The following is a 21,305-nucleotide window of genomic DNA, read 5'->3' as shown; positions in this document are numbered from 1 at the left end:
GATCGTGGGAGGATCGAAACCGCGCAGAATGCGGGAAGTGGCAGATCCCCTAGGGTGCACCGATACGATCGGGCCGAATCCGGGGGCACCGCTGTGCCCGTACGCGACTGACCACCCCACCCGACCCGACCGGCCCAACCGGCACCTGAGAGGAGAGCATCGACGTGAGCGGCCTGCAGAAGTTCGAGCAGAAGCTGGAGCAGTTCATCTCGGGTGCTTTCGCCAAGGCGTTCCGGTCCGAGGTGAAGTCGGTGGAGATCGTCGCCGCGCTCCAGCGCGAGATCGACAACAACGCCCAGGTGCTCAGCCGCCAGCGTCGCCTGGTCCCCAATGACTTCTTCGTGGAGCTGTCCGCCAGCGACCTGGGCAAGCTGGAGTCCTACGGGCCCCATCTCAAGGAAGAGCTGAAGCGCCAGCTGATGGACCACGCCGAGGCGCAGGGGTTCGTCTTCCCGGGCCGGGTGAGCATCGAGTTCGGCGAGGCGAAGGACCTGACCATCGGCCGGTTCCGGGTGCGCAGCCGCGCCCAGGCCGCCGTCTCCGGCGCCGACATGAGCGACACCCAGGTCAGCCGCGCGCAGGCCTACCTGGAGATCAACGGCACCCGGCACCCGCTTCACGGCAACCTCGTCGTGGGCCGAGGCACCGACGCCGATCTGCGCATCAACGACCCTGGCATCAGCCGCCGCCACATCGAGTTCCGCTCGAACCCGGCCGGCGACCGCGTACGTGTCGAGGTCTATGACCTCGGCTCGACCAACGGCATGCTGGTCAACGGGCAGAAGATGGCGAGTGCCACCTTGGACGACGGCTCTCAGGTGCGCATCGGCACCACCGTCATCACCAGCCACATCGTGGAGGAACGCCGTTGAGCGAGCTGACTCTGTTTCTGATCCGGGTCGCTTATCTGGCGATCCTGTGGATCTTCGTGCTGGCCGCGCTGTCGGTGATCCGCTCCGACATGTTCGGGGCGCGGGTCACCAACGCCTCCGCCGGCCAGCCGACAGCACCGCCGGCTCGCGGCAAGGCCCCTGCGGCGAGAGCGCCGAGGCGCGGCGTACCCACGCATGTCGCCGTCACCACGGGCTCCAACGCCGGTGTGACCGTGCCGCTCTCGCAGGCCCCCATCGTCATCGGCCGCGGCAGCGATGCCGCGATCATCCTCGACGACGACTACGCCTCCACCCGCCACGCCAGGATCGCCGTCTCCGGCGACCAGTGGTTCGTGGAGGATCTCGGATCGACCAACGGCACCTACATCGGGTCCGTCCGGATCAATCAGCCGACAGCCATCTCTCTCGGGACCCAGGTGCGCATCGGTAAGACAATCCTGGAGTTGCGCAAGTGACCGCTGCGACCGATCCAACCCCTGACCCCGCGCCGAACCCCGGCCCTGCCGATGGCCGACCCTTCCGCCTCGAGTTCGCGGCGGTCTCCGACGTCGGCCGGGTGCGCAAGGACAACCAGGACAGCGGGTACGCCGGCCCCTGGCTGTTGACCGTCTGCGACGGTGTCGGCGGCGCTGCCCGCGGCGACATCGCCTCCAGCACCGCCGTCCAGCAGCTGCGCAAGCTCGACGAGGAGCCGGCCCTCGGGCTGGTCGACGACGACCTGATCGGTCTGGTCTCCCACGCGCTGCACATGGCCCACGACGAGATCGGCCACCTGGTCGACCACGACCCGACGCTCAACGGCACGAGCACGACCTCGACCGTCGGCTTCTTCGACGGCGCCAAGCTGACCGTCGGCCACGTTGGCGACAGCCGCGCCTACCTCCTCCGCAACGGCGCGATCCACCAGGTCACCCACGACCACACCTTCGTGCAGACGCTTCTCGACGAGGGGCGGATCACCGAGGACGAGGCCAAGACCCATCCCCACCGCAACCTGATCCTCAAGGCCCTCGACGGGACCCGGGAGCTCGAGCCCGACCTGTTCATCGTCGACCTCGCCGCGGGCGACCGGCTGATGTTCTGCAGCGACGGTGTCTGCGGTTACGTCGACGATCCGCGGATCGCCGACATCCTGGCCACCGGAACGCCCGAGTTCGCAGCAGTCGAGCTTGTCCGGGTCTCTCTCGACTCCGGCAGCACCGACAACGTGACCTGCGTGGTCGCCGATGTCGTGCCCAGCGACACCATGCCTTCCGCGGGCCTCGAAGCCCAGATGGTGGGTGCGGCGGCTGAGCTCAAGCGGAGGACCACCAAGACCGGCCAGATGACCGCCCTGTTCCGCGGTCACCGGATGGGTGACACCGGCGAGCTGGACCCGATCGACGAGGAGATCCCCGACGGCGCGATCGCCGCCGACCCGGAGGAGATGCGCTACGCCCTCCAGCCGCCGACCAAGCACCTGAAGCTGCGGTGGGCCTTCGGACTGATGACGTTTCTCGGCGTCGTCTGGATCGCGGTCGCGACCGGGTTCGTCTGGTCGCAGAACCAGTGGTACATCGGAGAGCAGGAGGGCAACGTCACGATCTTCCGTGGCGTACCCACCACGATGATCGGCTTCGATCTGTCCGAGCCCTACCAGACCTCTGACCTGGAGGTCGCCGACCTGGCCGAGACCTACCAGAACCAGCTCGAGGACGGCATCCACAGCAAGGACCTGGCCGGCGCCCAGGAGAAGGTGCAGTCGCTGGCCGACCAGAGTGCCGCCGACTCGGGCAGTGGGTCATGAGCGGTTTTACGCCGGCCAGCTCGACGCCTGTGTTCGTCCATCGGTCACGCCGAGGGGCCGAGCTGGTTCTACTGATCATCGCCCTGGCGGTCGGGATCGGAGCTTACGTCGCGGTCGGCCTCGGGGTCGAGGGGAAGATCCCGGTCGACATCGTCGGCTACGGTACGTGGCTGGTCCTGCTCCTGGTGGCGGCCCACATCGGCGTACGCCTGATGGCTCCGTACGCCGACCCGGTGCTGCTTCCACTGGTGGCGATGCTCAACGGCGTCGGTCTGGCGGTCATCCACCGGCTCGACCTGAGCCGCCCGGCCGCTGAGAACGCTGACTTCGCCGGCCAGCAGCTCACCTGGATGACGCTGGGCGTGGTGCTGTTCCTCGTCACGCTCTTCCTGGTCCCCGACCACCGCATGCTGCAGCGGTTCACCTACACCGCGGGTTTCGCCGCGGTCGTGATGCTGATCCTGCCGATGCTCCCGTTCATCGGCAATGAGATCAACGGCGCTCGAATCTGGATCAGGCTCGGCCCGGTGAGCTTCCAGCCCGGCGAGGTCGCCAAGGTGCTGCTGGTGATCTGCTTCGCCGGCTATCTGGCGGTCCACCGCGACGCCCTCGCGCTGGCCGGACGCCGGTTCGCCGGCATCGACCTGCCGCGCGCACGCGACCTCGGTCCGCTGCTGATGATGTGGGCGATCAGCCTCGCGATCCTGGTGCTCCAGCGCGACCTCGGCTCCAGCCTGCTCTTCTACGGCCTCTTCGTGGTGACGTTGTATGTCGCGACCGAGCGAAAGGGCTGGATCGTCGTCGGCGGCCTGCTCTTTGCCGGCGGCGTCTTCGCCGCGATCAGCCTCTTCAGCCACGTCCGGGTCCGTGTGCTGACCTGGCTGAACCCGTTCGACTACTACCCGGAGGCCGTCAACGGCACCTCCTCCGAACAACTGGTCCAGGGGCTGTTCGGGATGGCTTGGGGCGGCATGATCGGGCGCGGCTTCGGCTCCGGCGAGCCCTGGCGGATCCCCTACGCCAACTCCGACTTCATCATCCCGGCGATCGGTGAGGAGCTCGGTCTGACCGCGATCCTCGCGCTGCTGCTGTGCTACGGCCTGATCGTCGAGCGCGGCCTCCGCACTGCGATCGTGGCCCGCGACGACTTCGGCAAGCTGCTCTCCGTCGGCCTGGCCACCTCGATCGCCCTGCAGACCTTCGTGGTCGTCGGTGGCGTGACCGGGCTGATCCCGCTGACTGGTCTGACCACACCGTTCCTCTCGTATGGTGGATCTTCGCTGGTCGCCAACTGGGTGATCGTGGCCCTGCTGTTGCGCGTCTCGGACCAGTCCCGCCGTCCACTGCCGACAGCACCGTCCGATGAAGACCTCGCCGCTGAGGAGACCCAGATCGTCAAGCTCGACAAAGGGGCGCTGAACAGATGAACCGCCCTATCCGCACGCTGAGCGTCGGCTGCCTGATCCTGTTCGTGGCACTGATGCTGAACGTGACGTACGTCCAGTTCTTCAAGGCCAACTGGTACAACGACCGCGCCGACAACCGACGAGTCACCGAGGAGGCCTACTCGCAGCAGCGCGGCGACATCCTGGTCGGCAAGAAGGCGGTCGCCACCAGCGTGCCGAGCGACACCAAGTTCGAGTGGCAGCGCACCTACCCCGGCGGCAAGAAGTACGCCCCGATCACGGGTTTCATGTCCTACTCCTACGGCCAGACCGGCATCGAGCGCACCCAGGACTCGGTGCTGTCGGGCAAGGACAACAAGCTCTTCACCAACCGTCTCGTCGACCTCGTCACCAACTCCGAGCCGGCCGGTGGCAACGTCGAGCTCACCATCGACCCGAAGGTCCAGGACGCTGCGTACGAGGGCCTGACCGCCCTCGGCGAGGACGTCCAGGCGGCCGCGGTGGCGATCGAGCCGAGTACCGGCAAGGTCCTGGCGATGGCCTCCACGCCGACCTACAACCCGGACCGGCTGGCGAACAACGACATCACCGCAGCGCAGAAGTCGTACAACCAGCTCTCGAAGGACGAGGACGAGCCGCTGCTCAACCGCTCGATCCAGACCGCGCTGCCGCCAGGCTCGACCTTCAAGCTGGTCACCGCCGCCGCGGCGATCGAGGACCTCGGCATGGACGGCGACAGCATGGTCTACGGCGGCGCCTCGCTCGACCTCCCCGGCACCGACGTCAACCTGCCCAACCTCAACGGCAGCAGCTGCGGCGGAGAGCAGATCACCCTGACCCGGGCGCTCGAGGTCTCGTGCAACACCGCCTTCGGCCAGCTCGGGATGGAGCTCACCGACGAGCAGATGCAGGACCAGGCCGAGGGGTTCGGCTTCGGCCAGGACTACCTCGACGACCTCGGTCCTCTGGCCGTCAGCAAGTACCCCGACAACGGTGGCGACAAGGCCAAGCAGGCCCGTGCCGCCATCGGTCAGCAGGACGTGATCGCGACCCCGCTCCAGATGGCGATGGTCTCGGCGGGCATCGCCAACGGTGGCGAGGTCATGAAGCCCTACCTCGTCGACCGGGTCACCTCCTCCTCGCTCGACGTCATCGACCAGGGCAACCCGACGGCGATCGACAACCAGCCCGCGGTCTCGCAGGACACCGCCGAGATCCTGACCGACATGATGGTCAGCACCGTCGAGAACGGCACCGCCACGGCGGCTGCGATCGATGGCGTGAGCGTCGCCGGCAAGACCGGCACCGCGCAGACCACCCCGGACCGACCTCCGTACGCCTGGTTCACCTCGTTCGCCCCGGCGGAGAACCCGTCCATCGCGGTCGCCGTGATGGTCCAGAAGAGCGGCACCGAACGCAGCGAGATCGCCGGCGGACGGCTGGGCGGACCAATCGCGAAGGCCATGATGGAGGCAGCGATCTCATGAGTCGTTACGTATTCCACGAGCTCATCGGGACCGGCGGGATGGGCGAGGTGTGGCGGGCGACCGACACGACCCTCAACCGCGAGGTCGCGATCAAGCTCCTCAAGCCCGAGCACGCCGAGGACCCGATCGGCCGCTCCCGCTTCGAGTCCGAGGCGAAGCACGCCGCCGCGCTCCACCACCCCAACGTGGTGGCCGTCTACGACGTCGGCGAGATGCCGACCGCGTCCGGTCTGATGCGGCCTTTCCTGGTGATGGAGCTGGTCGACCACAAGCCGCTCTCCGAGCTGCTCCGAGACGGTCGTCCCCTGGCCCCCGAGGTCGTACGCGACCTGCTCGGTCAGGCCGGCGACGCCCTGGCCGCGGCGCACCGGGCCGGCATCGTGCACCGCGACGTGAAGCCCGCCAACCTGCTGGTCACCCCGGCACGGAAGGTGAAGGTCACCGACTTCGGCATCGCCCGCGCCCAGGCGTCGACCGGGATCACCGGCACCGGCCAGGTGATGGGCACCCCGCAATACCTGAGCCCCGAGCAGGCCCGTGGCGAGAAGGCCACCCCGGCCTCCGACGTCTACTCCCTCGGCGTGGTCGCCTTCGAATGCCTGGCCGGCTACCGGCCGTTCCAGAAGGAGACCCCGGTCGCGACCGCGATCGCCCATCTGCACGACCCGGTCCCCCCGCTGCCCGACCACGTCCCCGCCGAGCTGGCCGCGATCGTGATGCGAAGCCTGCAGAAGGATCCTGCTCTCCGCTACGCCGACGCCGCCGCGTTCACCACCGCGATCGTCGGCCAAGGTGCCGCTGCCGACCCGGACGCCGATGCCACCACCGTCGTAGCCGCCGCGCCCGGTGACGCGACCGCGACGTCGGTCATGGACCCGGTGCCCTCGCCCACTCAGAACTTCGTCGGCATGCAGGGCGGCCCGGGCGGTCCCGGTCCCGACGGTCCCCCGCCCCGCTACCAGGACCCCTACGACCGTTACGACGAGGACGAAGACCAGAGGCCCTGGTACAAGAAGCCGTTCAACATCGTCGTGATCGTGATGCTGGTCGCTGTGATCATCGCGATCATCTGGATCGTCTCCACCCTCGCGGCCGACCCGGACACCACGTCGGCGAGCGACCCGTCCACCACCCCGTCGGTCACTGCCAAGCCGACCCCGTCGGAGGAGCCCGAGGAGGAGCCGAAGCCCGTCGAGATCAACGAGGACGACTACATCGGCCGCAACGTGGACGACGTGCGCCGTGAGCTCCAGGACATGGGCCTCAAGGTCGACCCGACCGTCCAGGACAACGACGGCAGCCACGAGCCCGACACGGTCTCCGGACTCGACCCGACGCGCAACCTCTACGAGGGCGACCCGATCACGATTCGCTACTACGGCGAGCGTCCGGAGGTCGAGCCCCCGCCCGCCCAGGAGGAGCCTGACGAGGAGGAGAGCGACGAGGAGGAACCGTCCGGGGAGGAGCCGACCGACGATTGGGGCATCCCGGAGCTTCCCGGTGGCGAGAACGGCAACGGCAATGGCGACGGCAACGGGGGCGGCAATGGCTGAGGGAGCTCTCCTCGCAGGTCGCTACGAGGTCGGTGAGCTGCTCGGCCGAGGTGGGATGGCGGAGGTCCGCAAGGGCACCGACCACCGACTCGGCCGGGTGGTCGCGATCAAGCGCCTGCGGATGGACCTCGCCAGCGATCCGACCTTCCAGGCCCGCTTCCACCGTGAGGCGCAGTCCTCGGCCAAGCTCAACCACCCCTCGATCGTGTCGGTCTACGACACCGGCGAGGAGAAGGCGGTCGACGGCGTCGCCCAGCCCTACATCGTGATGGAGTACGTCGCCGGCCGCACGCTGCGCGACGTACTCCGCGAGGGTCGCAAGATCCTGCCCGAGCGGGCGCTGGAGATCAGCTCCGACGTGCTCAACGCGCTCGACTACAGCCACCGCAACGGGATCATCCACCGCGACATCAAGCCGGGCAACGTCATGCTGACGCCGGCCGGCGACGTCAAGGTGATGGACTTCGGCATCGCTCGGGCGCTCAACGACGCCCAGTCGACGATGACCCAGACCGCGGCCGTCGTCGGCACCGCGCAATACCTCAGCCCCGAGCAGGCGCGTGGTGAGCAGGTCGACGCCCGCTCCGACGTCTACTCGGCCGGCTGTCTCCTCTACGAGCTGCTCACCGGCCGTCCCCCGTTCGTCGGGGACTCGCCGGTCTCGGTGGCCTACCAGCACGTGCGCGAGCACGCTCAGCCTCCTTCGGCCCACGACCCGTCGCTGCCGCGTGAGCTCGACGCGATCGTGATGAAGTCGCTGGCCAAGCGGGTCGAGGATCGCTACCAGTCCGCGCAGGCGATGCGCACCGACATCGAGCGCTTCCTCGCCGGGCGTCCGGTCCAAGCGACCGTGCCGCCGAGCTTCGACCAGACCCAGGTCGCTCAGAACCGCGCGGTTGCGGGCGACCCCTACGGCGGGGACACCAACGGCTTCTACCCGCCTCAGGACGACCGGTCCGACGGCCCCCGCCCGTGGGTGCTCATCCTGCTCGGGCTGGTGATCGTCGGCCTGATCGCAGTGGGTGCCTATTTCCTGCCCACAGCGTTGAAACCACCGACGACGCCCGTACCCGACGTCACCGGCCTGACCCAGGAGAAGGCCCTGGCCGACCTCAGCGCGGCCAAGCTGAAGGGCAAGGTCAAGCAGGAGACCAGCGACACCGTGGCGGTGGGAGTGGTGATCTCCCAGACGCCCGATTCGGGCCAGGAGATCGAGGAGGGCAAGACCGTCACCCTGGCGGTCTCCACCGGCCCGCCCAACCGGCAGATGCCCAACGTGGTCGGGTCGCCGCAGAAGACGGCCAAACAGCTGCTCGAGAACGACCCCTACAACTTCACGGTCAAGGTCGAGACGACCGACTCCGACCAGGACAAGGGCACCGTGATCAAGACCGACCCGGTGGCCGAGCAGAGCGTGACCACCGGCAAGTCCACCGTGGTCACCCTCACCGTCTCCAAGGGACCGAACAAGGTCCCCGACGTCGTCGGAAAGACGGCTGAGGAGGCGAAGGAGATCCTCCGAAGCGCGGGCTTCACGCCCGTGGTCAAGGACGAGCCGAACACCGACAAGCCCAAGGACACGGTCGTCGAGCAGTCGCCGGGCAAGGGCACCCCGCTCGCGCAGAACGGCGAGGTGATCATCTTCGTCTCGACGAAGGAAGAGGCCCTGCCGAGCTGTCAGACGCTGGTGCCGGGGACGGACCCGGCCAACCCCTCGGCTTCGGCGACCCAGACCGCCGAGCCTGGCGACCCGCCGACCTGTGACCCGGCGCTGCCGCCGAGCAGCCCAGCGGCGCCCTGACCCCCGCTGGTCGAGCCCGCGAGCGCCAGCGAGCGGTGTCGAGACCAACACAGTCCCATCGAGCACCGACGGAACCGTGTTGGTCTCGACGCGACCAGCGGGCCGTCCTCTCAGTTCTGCTGAGGCAGGGGCTTCGCGTACTTCACATCGAGCAGGCCGTCGTAGGCAGGTGCGGTGAGGTACGTCAGAGGCTTGAGGAACCAACCGATCTGGACGCCGGGGTCGCGGGCGTCGGCACGGTAGTTCTGCACGTGGTCGTCGCGGTCGATCGCGGCCTGCAGCCTGTCGGGGTCGCCGACCGCCTCGATGACGTACGGCTGGGGGTAGGGGACGCCGTCGAGCTGCACCGTGCTGCCGGAGCACTTGATGCCTGTGGTCGTGATGATCCGCTTCCCGGCGATGGTGACCGCCTCGGCGCCGCCGGCCCACAGCGCGTTGACGACGGCCTGGATGTCCTGCTGGTGCACGACGAGGGAGTTGGGATCGTCGCCGGTGTAGCTCTCCTGGACCTCCGAGGGCGCATCGCCCAGCACGATCTGCATGCCGGCACCGCTGTGGTCGGAGGTGCCGGCCGGATCGGCGAGCTTCGCCGACTGGTTCTGGAGCTTCTTGACGTCCTTGTCGGTGACGCCGCTGGTGAGCTGGTCCACCTCGCCCTGCAGGTCGGTCAGCTGGGCCTCGAGACGGTTGTAGCGACTCCGCTCACCATCGACGAGCGTGGCCAGGTCGTCGTAGCGTCCCGGGCGCAGATCGGTGCCGTCCGCGTTGACGAAGCTCACCGCCAGCAGGCCGCCACAGAGCAGCACCACGACGGGCGTGCCGACCCGCCACGAAGTCGCACGGGACCACCGCTTTCGCTTTGGGGTGGGGTTAGCCTGGGTTCCGGAGCTCACGAGCACTAGGGTATGCGCAGCAATCACATTTTGTCTGAGGAGCATCACCCGTGGCCAAGCTCAAGCTCTCGAAGAAGAGTGATCTCGACCTGCCCAAGGATCCGATCTTCACTCCCCGCTTCGGGGTCGCCCTGTTGCTGATCGCCCTCGGCATCGGCTGGATCGCCTACTACTACATCGGCGTGCGCCCGAACGAGGTCGGCGGCGACTTCACCGGGCCGAAGCCCCTGCAGAAGCTCGAGGGGTGGAACTACCTCATCGGCTTCCTCCTCCTCTTCGCGGGCCTGGCGTTCGCCGCCCACCCGAAGACCCCGCTCGGCCGTGGCCGTGGCGTCGTGGTCGGCATGCTCGGGTGCTTCCTGATCGGCCTGATCTGGATCTGCGTCTTCTACGTGTTCGCCAACGACCACCTGGACAAGATCCCGGTCTTCAACGATCTGGCCCAGAAGAACCTTCTGGTCGGCATCGGCTTCATGGCGGTGGGTTTCACCTTCGCCACGAAGTGGGAGTGATCTCGACCCCGGTCGTCGAGCTTGTCGAGACCCGCAAAAGCGGCGCAATCCTTTGGGTTGCGCCGCTTTGCGTTACACCGGTGTAGTTCTCCACAGGCTCCTCCACAGCTGTGGATTTGTCCACGCTGTGAAAACGCTCCGAAAACACCCGCCCTCAACGCGTCAGAACGACACCATCCGTGCGCCGACCAGGGCAAGCAGCACCAACGTGAAGCCAGCCAGAGCAGCCCACTGCAACGGCGCCTTTCGATCGGCGCGGAGCGAGGTGAAGACGCCCGCGACGACGAGACCGCCGATGAAGCCGCCGACGTGCCCCTGCCAGGAGATGCCGTTGCCGAAGAAGGTGATGCCCGCGTTGATCAGGAGCACCGGCAGCAGCGGGGCGAGCGACTGCCCAGCCCTCACGAAGAGCACCACGAGGACACCCAGCAGACCGAAGATCGCGCCGGAGGCGCCGACGGTCGAACCGGCCGGTGTCGATGCCCACACGATCAAGGCGGAGCCCGCCAGACCGGAGATCACGTAGAAGACCAGGAATCGCAGCCGGCCCACGATCGGCTCGAGGAACGAGCCGAGCAGGTAGAGAGAGAACATGTTCACGGCCAGGTGGATCAGCGAGACGTGGGTGAACATCGAGGTCAGCAGCTGCCAGACCGCGCCGTCATCGACTCCTGGCATCCATTGGTAGCCACTCGACCGGCAGACCTCACGGGGGACCGCGAACCCGCCTTCCGGCGTGAGGCAGTAACCCTGCAGCCGGATCGCGAGGAAGTCGGCGATCCTCGAAGCGGAACCACCGGTGAGGAAGATGCTCAGCCACACCAGGACGTTGACACCGATGAGCGAGAAGGTCACCGGGAGCGCCCGGAACCCGACCCGCGCGCCGGTGAGGCGCTTGGGCTGGCGTACGGACTTCTGACCCTCACGCACGCACTCGGGGCAATGGAAGCCCACCGAGGCGGGCGTCATGCAGTCAGGGCAGATGGGCCGGCTACAGCGCTGACAGCGGATATGCGTCTCACGGTCGGGGTGGCGGTAGCAGACCGGCACCCCGACCGGGGTCGAGTCGGACAACTAGACGATCTCGACCGTCTCGATGACGACCGGCTCGACCGGGCGGTCCATCGCGCCGGTCTTGGTGCCGGAGATCGAGTCGACGGCCTTCTTCGACGCCTCGTCGGCGACCTCACCGAAGATGGTGTGCTTGAAGTTCAGCCACGGCGCCTGGCCGGTGGTGATGAAGAACTGCGAGCCGTTGGTGCCGGGGCCGGCGTTCGCCATCGCGAGCAGGTAGGGCTTGTCGAAGGTGAGCTCGGGGTGCGGCTCGTCCTTGAACGTGTAGCCCGGGCCGCCCGTCCCGGTGCCAAGAGGGCAACCGCCCTGGATCATGAACCCGGGGATGACACGGTGGAAGCCGAGACCGTCGTAGTAGGGGACGCCCGAGCGGTCCGCGTCGTCCTTGTACTCCTTGGTCCCCGTGGCGAGGCCGACGAAGTTGGCGACCGTCTCCGGAGCGTGGTTGGGGAACAAGGTGATCGTGATGTCACCGTGGTTGGTGTGGAGGATGGCCTTCTGGTCAGCCATGACCTGCCCTTCCGACATTGGGATTGGTACGGGATGTAACGTCCCGATCCTCCCACACGGCGGGTGGAGATCAGGCGGCTGAGGCCTCGATGGCAACCCTCGTCAGTTTCGTGGCGCGGTGCTCAGCCCAGAAGCTCAGCAGCGGAATGGTTCCGCACACAGCCGTGACGATGGTGAACGGCATCGGCCAGGCTGCCTTGCGTGACAGCAGAAAAGCGGTCAGCAGGAAGATCATGTAGAGCCAGCCGTGAGCGACACCCAGGTACTCCGAGATGTCTGCGCCCAGCTGCCAGCCGGCGCCGCTGCCCTTGGCCAGCCAGGCTGCGTCGCTGACCCAGTACCCGTAGTGGAGCGGCAGGCCGATGAGGCACAGCACGACGAGCAGCACACCCACGATGGTGGCCATGATCCGATAGGCGGTCAGATTGCCGGAAAGACTCACGCCTTGGAGGGTACGTGGCTTTCCTGAGGCGCGTTCTCAGGGGTCGGCATCGCTTCCGCGTCGTCGTAGTCGGCGTCGTCGTCGTCGGGCCGGCGGCGCAGGGTGTCACGCACATAGCGCCACCACACGTAGATCGCGAAGACTCCGAAGAGCCACCACTCGATCGCGTAGAGGAGGTTGCGCAGACCGGTGGTGGCGTCCGGCTCGGGCAGCTGCGGTGCCGGCACGTCGGCGACGTCCGTGGCGCCCTCGTTGACCGGCATCGAGCTGGCCGGCCAGTTGCCCTCGACCGGCGAGCGCACCACATAGGCGCTGTAGAGGTCGTAGCTGGTGCGCGAGATCAGGTCGGAGATGTCGAGCTGCGGGAAGACGTTGTCGGACTTGCGGTCGTCGGCCACGTCGGTCCAGTCGCTGGGCTGCAGCCAGCCGGTGACGGTGACGTGTCCGCGTGGCGCGGGCGGGGCGGTGCCGACCTCCGGCGTCCAGCCGCGCACGACGTAGACGACCGACTCGGTCTCTTCGACCAGCACCGGCGTGACGGCCCAGAAGCCAACCTGAGAGCCTCGCTCCATCCCGTCGACGAAGATGGTCTCATCCGGCATCCAGATGCCGGAGACGGTCACCGGGCGGCCGATCTGCTCCCAAGGGAAGGCGTCGTTGGGCCCGATCACGTCGCCGAACACCTTCGGTTTCGCGTGCACCAGCTCCGCGACCTCGTCCTGCTTGTCCTGCTGGCTGGACTCGTACTGCCACACCCCGAGCAGCACCGCGCCGGTCACGAAGATCACCATCAGCGCGTGCGCACCCCAAAGCCTGGGGGAGAATACGCTTCGCGGGGGACTGGACTGGGCGGCCATAGCAGCTCCCAGAGTACGGGGCCTCAGTCGCAGACCGCGAATGGGACGGGTTTGCTCGTGACCAGGGTGGCGGCCGTCACCGGGTTCGTCACCCGGAACCCGATCCGCCCCGAAGACGGGTCGGCGACGCCGTTGGTGAAGACCTTGTTGTACGCCGCGCCCTGATCGCCGAGCTCGAGCCGGACGAACAGGTCGTCACGGTCCTCGCCGAGGCGCAAGGTGGCCAGTCCGCCGCCGAACTCGACCGAGTACGCCTCGACCGGCGCGAGCCGGGTCTTCTCCTTCGGCCCGCCTTCGGCGCAGCCCTTGACCACGTACGTCGACGTGGCCGGTCCTCCGGCGACGGCGACCATCGCCTCCTGAGCAGCCCAGTTCGCAGCATCCGGCGTCGCGGTGTTCTTGGTGATCAGGTGGGTCTTCGGGTCGAACTCGGCGCCCTTCAAGGGGCCGACACCGGCCTTGATCGCCTGCCCGGGCTCCACCCGGTCGGCGACCTTGATGACGAAGCCCTCCTTGCCGCCGCCGGCGAATGTCGCCTCCCAGGTCACATCGGCCGCGCCCCACTTGAACTTCTCACGCAGCCGCTGGTCGACCTCGCGCAGCAGACCGCCGCTGACCTGCGCGGCCTCTTTGTCGGCCCGCCTCCACAGCTCGTTCTGATCCGCGGGACTCGACCTGCTGGTGACGGCGTCGAACCCGAAGAGGGACTTCACCTCGTCGTAGTCGGTCACCGCCAGCGTCTTCGCGCCGTCCGGCACGAGTGTCATGGCGGCCTCGACGGGATCCATGGTCGCGGCGTACACGGGGTAGTCGGCCTCCGCCGGAGCCGCTTCCGGCTTCTTCGGCTCATCGTCCTCCCCGCAGCCGACCAGCGCCAGCGCCAGGCCAACAGCCAGCACGGAGATGCCCCATCGCCTCAAGTTCACCTCAGCGAGTATTCCCGATCCCTGTCACGCGCGACGGCACATCCGCCCGACGGATGGGTGTCCACGTCCGCCGAGGCGTCAGCCACGTCGTCCGAGGCGTCACGAAATAGATGGAGGCCGCAGGCAGAATGCCTGCGGCCTCCTTGTCCCGAGCGTCAGCGACCAGCGCCTGTGAGCTCAAGGGATTCAGGGAGAGGCTCGAGCACCGGGTCGATGATCCGCGACGAGGCCTCCGACCGAGCGACCCGGCTGCGGCGCAGGTCCTTGACGGTCGTGAGGCGGCGGAGCCAACGGTCGGTGCCGTCGTAGCGAGCCGTGAACGGTTTGCGGCCGTGCAGCGCACGGTGGTTGTCGACGATGAGGATCTCGCCCGGAGCCAGCGCGACGTCCTCGACGTTCGCGGAGAGCTCCATGATGAGCAACTGGAGCGCCCGGTCAGCCTCGACATCGCCCGGAATGGCCGACATGTAGGGCGGGTCGAGCCGGACGTCGGGCGCCTGCGGGGAGCCGGAGAGAACCGCGGTCGGTGCGGCGAGCAGCTCACCCGCGCTGACGCCGGCCTCGCGGAGGTTGCGCAGGTGTTCGTCGTCGGGACGGATCAGGTAGCGCGGCTCGAACAGCGGAGCGTACTCAGGGCCGGTCACGTCGATCGAGCTGATGCCGACCGCGGTGGTCGGGACCATGTCCTCGTTGCGGAGCGAGATCAGTCCGAGGTGGTCGCACCGAAGGCTGCTGAACGCGTCCTCGATGTGAAGGTCGAGCACCACATCGCTGCTGTGCCCGGTCTGCAGGCTCTCCTGCTTTTGGATCGGCAGGATGTTGTTGACCAGCTGGCCGCCCTGCAGCGAGGACCAGGAGACAGCGTCGCCGAGCTGCGCCATGATCAGCGCGAGCCAGAAGTCGGCCATGTGCGGCGCTTGGGCCTCGGGATGGTTCCAGTGCGGCGGGGTCGGGCCGGCGGTCACCGGGAGACCGCTGATCACGAGAGCGTCGGTCGCGTCGCCGTAGCGGAATGCGCGGAGCGCCTGGGCGACGCTGTCGGGAAGCTCACCGCCGAGGAACGGCGCGGTCTCGAGGAACTCCGAAGCGACCGGGTTCTGGAACCGGTCGAGCAAGGACTCCGACAGCTTCGCTGCGGTCTGGGACTCTAGGGGGGTCATCTCGACCCGGGTGACTACGGACTTTGCGCCCACGACATTGACCTTTCGGACTTTGCGGTGGAGGGTTTCGTCAGAGCGTTTTCTGGCGCCCGCCAAAGGACTTCGGTGCTTTCAAGGACCACTTTGTTCCGCCGTACGGAATTCAAACGAGTGATAGGTCCAAATATCGAGACGATAGGTATTAGGCCCCTTGCGCAAACGGCCTGAACCTGTTTAGGAAATGTATCCACATTGCCGTCTGCCGGTTACCGGCAAATTGCCCGAAGGACGCGGGTTTTCGGCGCCCGTACGCCTCCCGATCTCGCCCTGTTCTGAGCACAATGACAGCCACGAATCCTCCGGGAAGACCAACGATGTCGACGGCCGGATTCGGCGGCTCCACCGCCGACCAGGTGCTGACGAGCGCAAGCTCGCCACCCTCGTCGTGGTCGTCGGCGGCATCATCGCGATCGCCCTTTACGCTCTGGGGCTCTTTCTGCTGCTGGTCACCATCGACTTGAGGTCACCGGTACGGGTCGACGAGCTCGCGCAACGAGGTGAGCGCTTCCCGCAGGCTTGACGCCAAGCGGGGGCCGAGATGCTCGTTCCACTCCTGCTCGACGCCCATCACCAGCTCGCGGGCATGGTCGGCCGCGGCCTGCCCCTCGTCGGTGAACCTGATCAACCGCGCCCGGCCGTCGGTGGGATCCGGGACCCGCTCGACGAGGCCTTTCTGCTCCAGTGCGGCGACCAGCATGCTCGCGGTCTGCTTGGTGACCTGCGCCTGCTCAGCCAGATCAACCAGACGAGAGCCGCCTTCAGCGATCCGCTGGGCGAGCCTGGCCTGGGCGACGGTCACGTCATAGCCGGCCTCCCGCATCGCGGCGATGACCCGCTCGTCCATAGCCCGGTAGGCGATGAGCATGAGCGTTGCGACGTCCATCGAGCTCCTTGACAGCGGGCGGCACCCACATCAATATAGTCAGTAAGACTGACTATCATACCGCTCTCCGGTGTCCAGACAGCCGTCTGCTCACGGGGCCCTGCCGGACGCGTGTTGCATCCACGATCTCAACAGCCTCGCTCGCCGAGGCCCGTCCCGAGCAGGTCATCATGAACGCAGTCGCGCAACTCAGTGCCGGCATCTCCGCCCTGATCTTCATCGCCGTCTTCCCTTTTGAAGCCTTCTTCATCCACCGTCCCGAGGTCCAGCGGTTCCTCGGGATCGAACCGCACGGCATCCGCAACGTTCACCTGTGGTCGTTCTGCATCGGCGCCCGCAACGTTCTCGTCGGCGTCGGCACGCTCGTCGGCCTCTGGATGGTGAGCTTCGGCGACGAGTCCATCGGAGTCACCGTCGTTGCCACCACCTGCATCTACATGTTGCTCGCCTCGTTGATCATGGGGTTGGCCGACGCGCTCGGCTACTGGCTGCCACGCGGCGGCAGCGTCAAGGGCACCGTGGGCTCCGCAGTTCTGCCCGCGGTCGCGCTGATCGCGATCTCAGTCTGAGAGCGAATCCAGGAACTCATGCCTTGACAGGCATATTCCGCTTGGGGCATGTTTGAAGGGTGCCTACCCGCGACATCTTCAGCGCGATCGCCGACCCGACCCGCCGGCAGATCCTCGACCTTCTCTGTCAGCGCGAGATGGCGGTGGGTGAGCTCGTGGAGACCCTCGGGCTCGCCCAGCCGAACGTGTCCAAGCATCTACGGACACTGGGTGAGGCGGATCTGGTGCACGTACGCATCGACGGCCCGCGCCGCCACTACCGGCTGCGCGCCGAGCGGCTCCGGGAGCTGGAGGAGTGGCTGGCGCCGTACCGCCGCAGGTGGGCCGACCGCCTGGATGCGCTCGAGCGTCACCTGGACCAGCTCGACGACCCTGACCACGAGGAGAACTGAGAGATGACCGAGACGACCACCGGCCCCCTGGGCGACGTGCTCCGCGACGGAGAGCGGACCGGGCTTCGCTACGTACGGCTGCTTCGCCATTCCCCGGAGAAGGTGTGGCGGGCCCTGACCGAGTCGGACGGACTGCGCCACTGGTTCCCGACCGACATCGTCGGCGAGCGCGCTGCCGGAGCGCGGCTGAGCCTGCCGTTCTGGCCCGAGGGCCTGGAGCTGGCGGGCACCGCCGAGGCGATCGAGGAGTTGGGCGTCGACCCCGGCAGCTATGTCTCGGGAGGCGAGCTGCGGGTGTGGGACCCACCCCGGACCTTCGAGTTCACCTGGGGGATGGACGGTCGCGCCGAGCTGACCGACCTGCTCCGGTTCGAGCTCGAGCCCGCGGAGGACGGCACGCGCCTCACCTTCACGACCTGGCTCGGCGGTCCTATCCACAACACCGACACCGCGGTCGGCTGGCATGTCTGCCTGGACGAGCTCGCCGACCTCCTCGACGACGGCCCGACGCCCATGTCCGAGGAGGCGTCGGCCCTCCTTGTCCAGCGGGTCAAGGACCGGACCGACGAGCTGCGACCGAAGTACGCCACCCTGATCACGACCTGAGCGACGGCGCGCGACCGGTGGGCGAACGAATTTTCGTTCGCCCACCGTCAGGGGATGTCTGTGTCGACGAAACGACACAGCACGGCGGTCGCGTCATCGAGCCGCTTCCCCCTGAGCTCGACCGTGGCGCCCTCATCAGCAACCCGCGTACGCCGCACGAGCTCATCCGGCCCGAGGTCGAGGATGTCGAAGAGGTGCTCCCAGGTTCGGCCGTGCCTCTCGACGAGCGTCGCGGCGCCGTCGGTCAGCACCGCGACGGATCGGACAGGGTGTGAGCCGAGGTCGACGCTGCCGGAGACAGCGTGCATCTACAGCCGGTCCTTCAGCGCTTCGACGGCCGCGAGCAGGGCGGCACGCGTGTCGTCGTCGCTCACATCGTCGGCGGCCGCGGCGAACCGATCCATTGCCTGCCTGGCCTGAGCCGGCTGGCCGCGTCGATCGAACCGCTCGGCGGCGGACAGCTGTGCGTGCAACCTCTCGGCCTGAGAGGCCTCGAGCTGCCCGCCCGCGACGTAGTCATCCACCGCGGCGGCCAGGCTGGCGAACGTCACGACGAACTCCACTCGTACGTCCGCCTCGGAGAGGCTGGTGAAGGAGTAGCTGTCGCCGGTTTGGTCGATCGGAACGCCGTTGAGTTTCCACCCGTCCAGCAGGAAGCCGGGGTCGGGCGTTGCCGCGAGCTCCACCCGCTGCCCGGCGTCCACGTCAGTGCCGCTGTCGAACAGGACGCCGTCCGCGGTCGCCGCCAAGTCTCCGCCGCCGGTCGCCTCGTACGTCGTACGAGAGCCGTACGCCGGCATGATCGTGTCCAGCCTGGCCCGATCCGGGAGGCTCAGCACCCGGAGGAACTGATGCGGCTTGGAGACGAAGCCCGGTTTGTCGACACTGACGGTGATGTTGCCGCGGACGATCTCATCGTCGGTCAGGCCCGTCATCGTGATGACATTGCCGTCGGTCTCGACACCGAAGGCGTTCTGATCCTTGACGCCGATCGTCACGTCGCCGACGGGCTCGCCGGTCTTCGCATCCGTGACCGCCGCGACGACCCGGGCGCTCTCCCCCGCCATGACCACGGGGACATGGCTGTACGGCGTCAGCGCGGGCGCATATTCGAATCGCACATCCATTCCGCGCAGGGAACCGTCGACATCGAGGTCGAACGTCTCGACGTCGTGCACCACCAGGTCCGCACCCTTCCGGTTGTCGATCTCGTCGTCCACGACGTAGTGCGGGATGGTGTTGTTCTTGGCGACGACCGCGAGATCGTGCGGCCCGGCGCCGACATCGGTAAGCGTGGCCGTGAAGCGCACCTCGTCGCCGACCCTGGTGAGCTCGGCCGGCGCGAAGTTCTCGTCCACGTCGAAGGACGCCCGCACCGACCCCACGTTCTCGAAGTCGGGGATGTCGGTGACGACGCGTCCGGTCACCTCGAGGGTGCCGTTGTCGCCGTCGGAGGTGACCGACGTTGTCGAACCATCCTTCGCCGCGACCCCGTTCACAGCGACGTCCTCGATGCGGACCGACCGGTCGGTGTCGTACCTGCTGTCGTTGATGCGGACGTCGTCCATCTCCAGGTTCGTGACGTTGTTGATCGCCAGGTTCTGGGCGCCGTCGATGCGCGACGATGTGATGTCGATGTCCTTGAAATACAGCCCGTCGATCGGACGGAGGTCGGAGATCTCGGCCTCGATGAATCCCGAAAAGGTGCTGTCGACTTCGCCGGTCGCTCGGTTGGCGACCGAGAAGATGTTGGACATCGCCAGGTTTCGAATGTGCGGAACGTTCTTCTTGGTTCCGTAGCGTCCGATCTGACCGGTCTGACTCCACATGGCTTGGTCTGCGACACGTTCGATGTGGAAGAAGTTCTCGCGCATGCCGCCGACAGCGATGTTGCGGAAGTAGATGTTCTCGAAGGTGCCGTCGAGGCTGTTGGCTGTCTTGATTCGGAAGATGTTGCGGCCGAGTCGCGCCATCGGGTCGGACTCGTCGGTTTCGTGCAGGCTGTTGTAGAAGTTGTTCTCGACGTAGATGTCGTGGACGCCGCCTGCGGACTCGCTGCCCACGCTGATCCCCGAGCCCTGCCAGAAGATGTTGCCCCGGATGATCATGTTCTCAGCAGGACGTTGTCGCAGCGGCCCGTTGTTGGTCCTACCGGACTTCAGCGAGATGTTGTCGTCCTGATTGGCGAACAGGTTGTTCTCGACGATGACGTTGCGGCACGACTCCGGATTGAATCCGTCGCTGTTGCTGCTGATGCTGGTGGTCGTGATGTCGCGCACCAGCAGGTTCTCGCACTGATTCGGATTCAGCGACCAGAACGGCGAGTTCCCGAACGTCACGCCCTCGATGAGGATGTTCTTGGAGTGATTGAACTGGAGCAGACTGGCCGGGATCTTCTGGTTCAGGCTGAAAGCGTCCCGGCGCTCGATCGGGGTGTTCGCGTAGTTCCAGTTCCGGATCGTGTTGTTGACGTCACCCGACCACTGGCTGGTTTTGCTGAACTCGATCTTCCCGGCACCGGTGATGCTGATGTTCTTCTTGTCGTAGGCGTAGAGCGGGGAGGAGAAGCCGTAGTAGTCGATGCCCTCGAAGCTGACCAGCGAGCGTGGGTAGTACTCACCGGTGACGATGTCGAGGAAGTCGATGGTGGCGCCGTCCTCGACGTGGAGATCGACGTTGTTCTCGAACTGGATGGCACCGGTTCGGTACTTCTCGGCCCGTGCTGGAACTAATACCGTGCCTCCTCCTGCGGCCGTACTGTCGGCGATCGCCTGGCGGAAGACCCGGGTGTAGTCGTCGACGGCCTCGCCGCCCACCTCCACCTGACGCACCAGACCGGCATACGCCGGTGAAGTGATGTCGAAGGTCGCGTACGACGACGGATCGGGGACATTTGCCGCGACCGACTCCTGGATCCGGGCGTAGGTCTCGTCATTCCAGTACGGGGCGTCGCCGGGAACGGCGACCTCGTAGTCCGCAGTCGCGCCGGAGCCGTCGGTGACCACGAGCCGGTCGCTGGTCGTCATCATGTCCAGACGCTTGGTCGTCAGATCGTCCTGGACCGGCCGATCCCGCCACGCGATCTTCTCCTCGCCCCTCCAGTCGACGACCTCGAACGTGTATGAAGCCTCCTCGTCAGCAGACTCGACCTGATCGACGAGCTGCCCGACCGTGGTTCCGGACACGACCGTGATCGACCGACCGGCGTGGTCCAACTCCTCGACGTTCGGCGACGGCTGCGCCGCACGGATGCTGATCTCCGCAGTGCCCGGCTCGGCTGGCTCTGCTGCGACCGCTTGGTTGGCGCCGACGCCGACGAGGAGGAAGGAGAGCAGCCCGATCAAGAGCCTCGGGGGACGATTTGTGACGACAGACACAGTCGGACTCATGCGGTGATTGTTCGGCGCCGCAGCTCATCTGGTCCAATGCCGATCGGGACTGGTGCGATACCCACCGCCGTCCACCTCACGTCGGCGAGGTGCCGATCCTGGTCGCCGCCGACATCCTCAACGAGGG

At 67.0% G+C, this 21,305-nt stretch carries 21 protein-coding genes; 11 read left to right on the top strand and 10 right to left on the bottom strand.

What is annotated here, in order from left to right:
- Positions 1 to 164 precede the first annotated feature (164 nt).
- Genes BJ988_RS24505 through pknB form a run of 7 tightly spaced genes read left to right on the top strand, consistent with a single transcriptional unit; the run spans position 165 to position 8,926 of the window.
- Positions 165 to 872 carry an FhaA domain-containing protein gene (locus BJ988_RS24505; RefSeq protein ID WP_179660462.1) on the top strand — a complete coding sequence of 236 codons (708 nt, stop codon included), beginning with the start codon at positions 165 to 167 and terminating at the stop codon, positions 870 to 872.
- Positions 869 to 1,348 (top strand): FHA domain-containing protein FhaB/FipA, encoded by a 480-nt coding sequence (locus BJ988_RS24500; protein ID WP_179660461.1) that lies wholly within the window; start codon positions 869 to 871, stop codon positions 1,346 to 1,348. The genes BJ988_RS24505 and BJ988_RS24500 overlap by 4 nt, the downstream gene beginning before the upstream one ends.
- The gene (locus tag BJ988_RS24495) at positions 1,345 to 2,679 is read left to right on the top strand and encodes a protein phosphatase 2C domain-containing protein (protein WP_179660460.1); all 1,335 of its coding nucleotides are present in this window, start codon (positions 1,345 to 1,347) and stop codon (positions 2,677 to 2,679) included. The genes BJ988_RS24500 and BJ988_RS24495 overlap by 4 nt, the downstream gene beginning before the upstream one ends.
- A complete protein-coding gene (locus tag BJ988_RS24490; RefSeq protein WP_179660459.1) occupies positions 2,676 to 4,106 on the top strand; it encodes an FtsW/RodA/SpoVE family cell cycle protein in 1,431 nt (476 codons plus the stop codon). Before BJ988_RS24495 ends, BJ988_RS24490 begins: the two co-directional genes overlap by 4 nt.
- Complete coding sequence (locus BJ988_RS24485; RefSeq protein WP_179660458.1) at positions 4,103 to 5,572, top strand: peptidoglycan D,D-transpeptidase FtsI family protein; 1,470 nt, start codon at positions 4,103 to 4,105, stop codon at positions 5,570 to 5,572. The genes BJ988_RS24490 and BJ988_RS24485 overlap by 4 nt, the downstream gene beginning before the upstream one ends.
- Positions 5,569 to 7,125, top strand: coding sequence for a serine/threonine-protein kinase (locus BJ988_RS24480; RefSeq protein WP_179660457.1), 1,557 nt, complete (start codon positions 5,569 to 5,571; stop codon positions 7,123 to 7,125). The genes BJ988_RS24485 and BJ988_RS24480 overlap by 4 nt, the downstream gene beginning before the upstream one ends.
- Entirely contained in the window at positions 7,118 to 8,926 is a 1,809-nt protein-coding gene (pknB, locus tag BJ988_RS24475) for a Stk1 family PASTA domain-containing Ser/Thr kinase (RefSeq protein ID WP_179660456.1), read from the top strand. The genes BJ988_RS24480 and pknB overlap by 8 nt, the downstream gene beginning before the upstream one ends.
- A gap of 110 nt (positions 8,927 to 9,036) precedes the next feature.
- Here pknB and BJ988_RS24470 read toward each other — a convergent pair whose 3' ends face one another.
- Complete coding sequence (locus tag BJ988_RS24470; RefSeq protein WP_343051777.1) at positions 9,037 to 9,819, bottom strand: DUF881 domain-containing protein; 783 nt, start codon at positions 9,817 to 9,819, stop codon at positions 9,037 to 9,039.
- 50 nt (positions 9,820 to 9,869) lie between these two features.
- Here BJ988_RS24470 and BJ988_RS24465 point away from each other — a divergent pair, with 50 nt between their 5' ends.
- Complete coding sequence (locus BJ988_RS24465; protein ID WP_179660454.1) at positions 9,870 to 10,331, top strand: cell division protein CrgA; 462 nt, start codon at positions 9,870 to 9,872, stop codon at positions 10,329 to 10,331.
- Positions 10,332 to 10,493: 162 nt separating this feature from the next.
- Here BJ988_RS24465 and BJ988_RS24460 read toward each other — a convergent pair whose 3' ends face one another.
- The 7 genes from BJ988_RS24460 to BJ988_RS24430 all read right to left on the bottom strand — a co-directional run bounded on the left by BJ988_RS24460 (position 10,494) and on the right by BJ988_RS24430 (position 16,222).
- Entirely contained in the window at positions 10,494 to 11,300 is an 807-nt protein-coding gene (locus BJ988_RS24460) for a rhomboid family intramembrane serine protease (protein WP_246321564.1), read from the bottom strand.
- A 105-nt stretch (positions 11,301 to 11,405) separates the two neighbouring features.
- Complete coding sequence (locus tag BJ988_RS24455; protein WP_179660452.1) at positions 11,406 to 11,915, bottom strand: peptidylprolyl isomerase; 510 nt, start codon at positions 11,913 to 11,915, stop codon at positions 11,406 to 11,408.
- 70 nt (positions 11,916 to 11,985) lie between these two features.
- Positions 11,986 to 12,357, bottom strand: coding sequence for a DUF3817 domain-containing protein (locus tag BJ988_RS24450; protein WP_218861095.1), 372 nt, complete (start codon positions 12,355 to 12,357; stop codon positions 11,986 to 11,988).
- Entirely contained in the window at positions 12,354 to 13,148 is a 795-nt protein-coding gene (locus tag BJ988_RS24445) for an SURF1 family protein (RefSeq protein ID WP_179660451.1), read from the bottom strand. The genes BJ988_RS24450 and BJ988_RS24445 overlap by 4 nt, the downstream gene beginning before the upstream one ends.
- An 89-nt stretch (positions 13,149 to 13,237) precedes the next feature.
- Complete coding sequence (locus tag BJ988_RS24440) at positions 13,238 to 14,140, bottom strand: hypothetical protein (RefSeq protein WP_179660450.1); 903 nt, start codon at positions 14,138 to 14,140, stop codon at positions 13,238 to 13,240.
- A 155-nt stretch (positions 14,141 to 14,295) separates the two neighbouring features.
- Positions 14,296 to 15,300: a TauD/TfdA family dioxygenase gene (locus BJ988_RS24435; RefSeq protein WP_179660449.1), complete on the bottom strand. Its 1,005-nt coding sequence runs from the start codon at positions 15,298 to 15,300 to the stop codon at positions 14,296 to 14,298.
- Between the two features lie 502 nt (positions 15,301 to 15,802).
- Positions 15,803 to 16,222 carry a MarR family winged helix-turn-helix transcriptional regulator gene (locus BJ988_RS24430; protein WP_179660448.1) on the bottom strand — a complete coding sequence of 140 codons (420 nt, stop codon included), beginning with the start codon at positions 16,220 to 16,222 and terminating at the stop codon, positions 15,803 to 15,805.
- 170 nt (positions 16,223 to 16,392) lie between these two features.
- On the opposite strand from BJ988_RS24430, the gene BJ988_RS24425 reads away from it, so the two are divergent.
- From BJ988_RS24425 to BJ988_RS24415, 3 genes are read left to right on the top strand one after another with little or no spacing between them, the layout of a single operon-like run.
- Entirely contained in the window at positions 16,393 to 16,791 is a 399-nt protein-coding gene (locus BJ988_RS24425) for a DUF1304 family protein (protein WP_179660447.1), read from the top strand.
- A 59-nt stretch (positions 16,792 to 16,850) separates the two neighbouring features.
- Positions 16,851 to 17,183: a metalloregulator ArsR/SmtB family transcription factor gene (locus BJ988_RS24420; RefSeq protein ID WP_179660446.1), complete on the top strand. Its 333-nt coding sequence runs from the start codon at positions 16,851 to 16,853 to the stop codon at positions 17,181 to 17,183.
- Between the two features lie 3 nt (positions 17,184 to 17,186).
- Positions 17,187 to 17,789, top strand: a complete 603-nt coding sequence (locus BJ988_RS24415; protein ID WP_179660445.1) for an SRPBCC domain-containing protein — start codon at positions 17,187 to 17,189, stop codon at positions 17,787 to 17,789.
- 47 nt (positions 17,790 to 17,836) lie between these two features.
- Here BJ988_RS24415 and BJ988_RS24410 read toward each other — a convergent pair whose 3' ends face one another.
- Positions 17,837 to 18,097: a hypothetical protein gene (locus BJ988_RS24410; protein ID WP_179660444.1), complete on the bottom strand. Its 261-nt coding sequence runs from the start codon at positions 18,095 to 18,097 to the stop codon at positions 17,837 to 17,839.
- Positions 18,098 to 21,178 (bottom strand): glycosyl hydrolase family 28 protein, encoded by a 3,081-nt coding sequence (locus tag BJ988_RS24405; RefSeq protein WP_179660443.1) that lies wholly within the window; start codon positions 21,176 to 21,178, stop codon positions 18,098 to 18,100. It lies immediately after the preceding gene.
- Positions 21,179 to 21,305: the final 127 nt, after the last annotated feature.

The organism is Nocardioides panzhihuensis, from assembly GCF_013408335.1.
Lineage (GTDB): Bacteria > Actinomycetota > Actinomycetes > Propionibacteriales > Nocardioidaceae > Nocardioides > Nocardioides panzhihuensis.
This window is presented reverse-complemented; position numbering and strand designations above follow the sequence as displayed.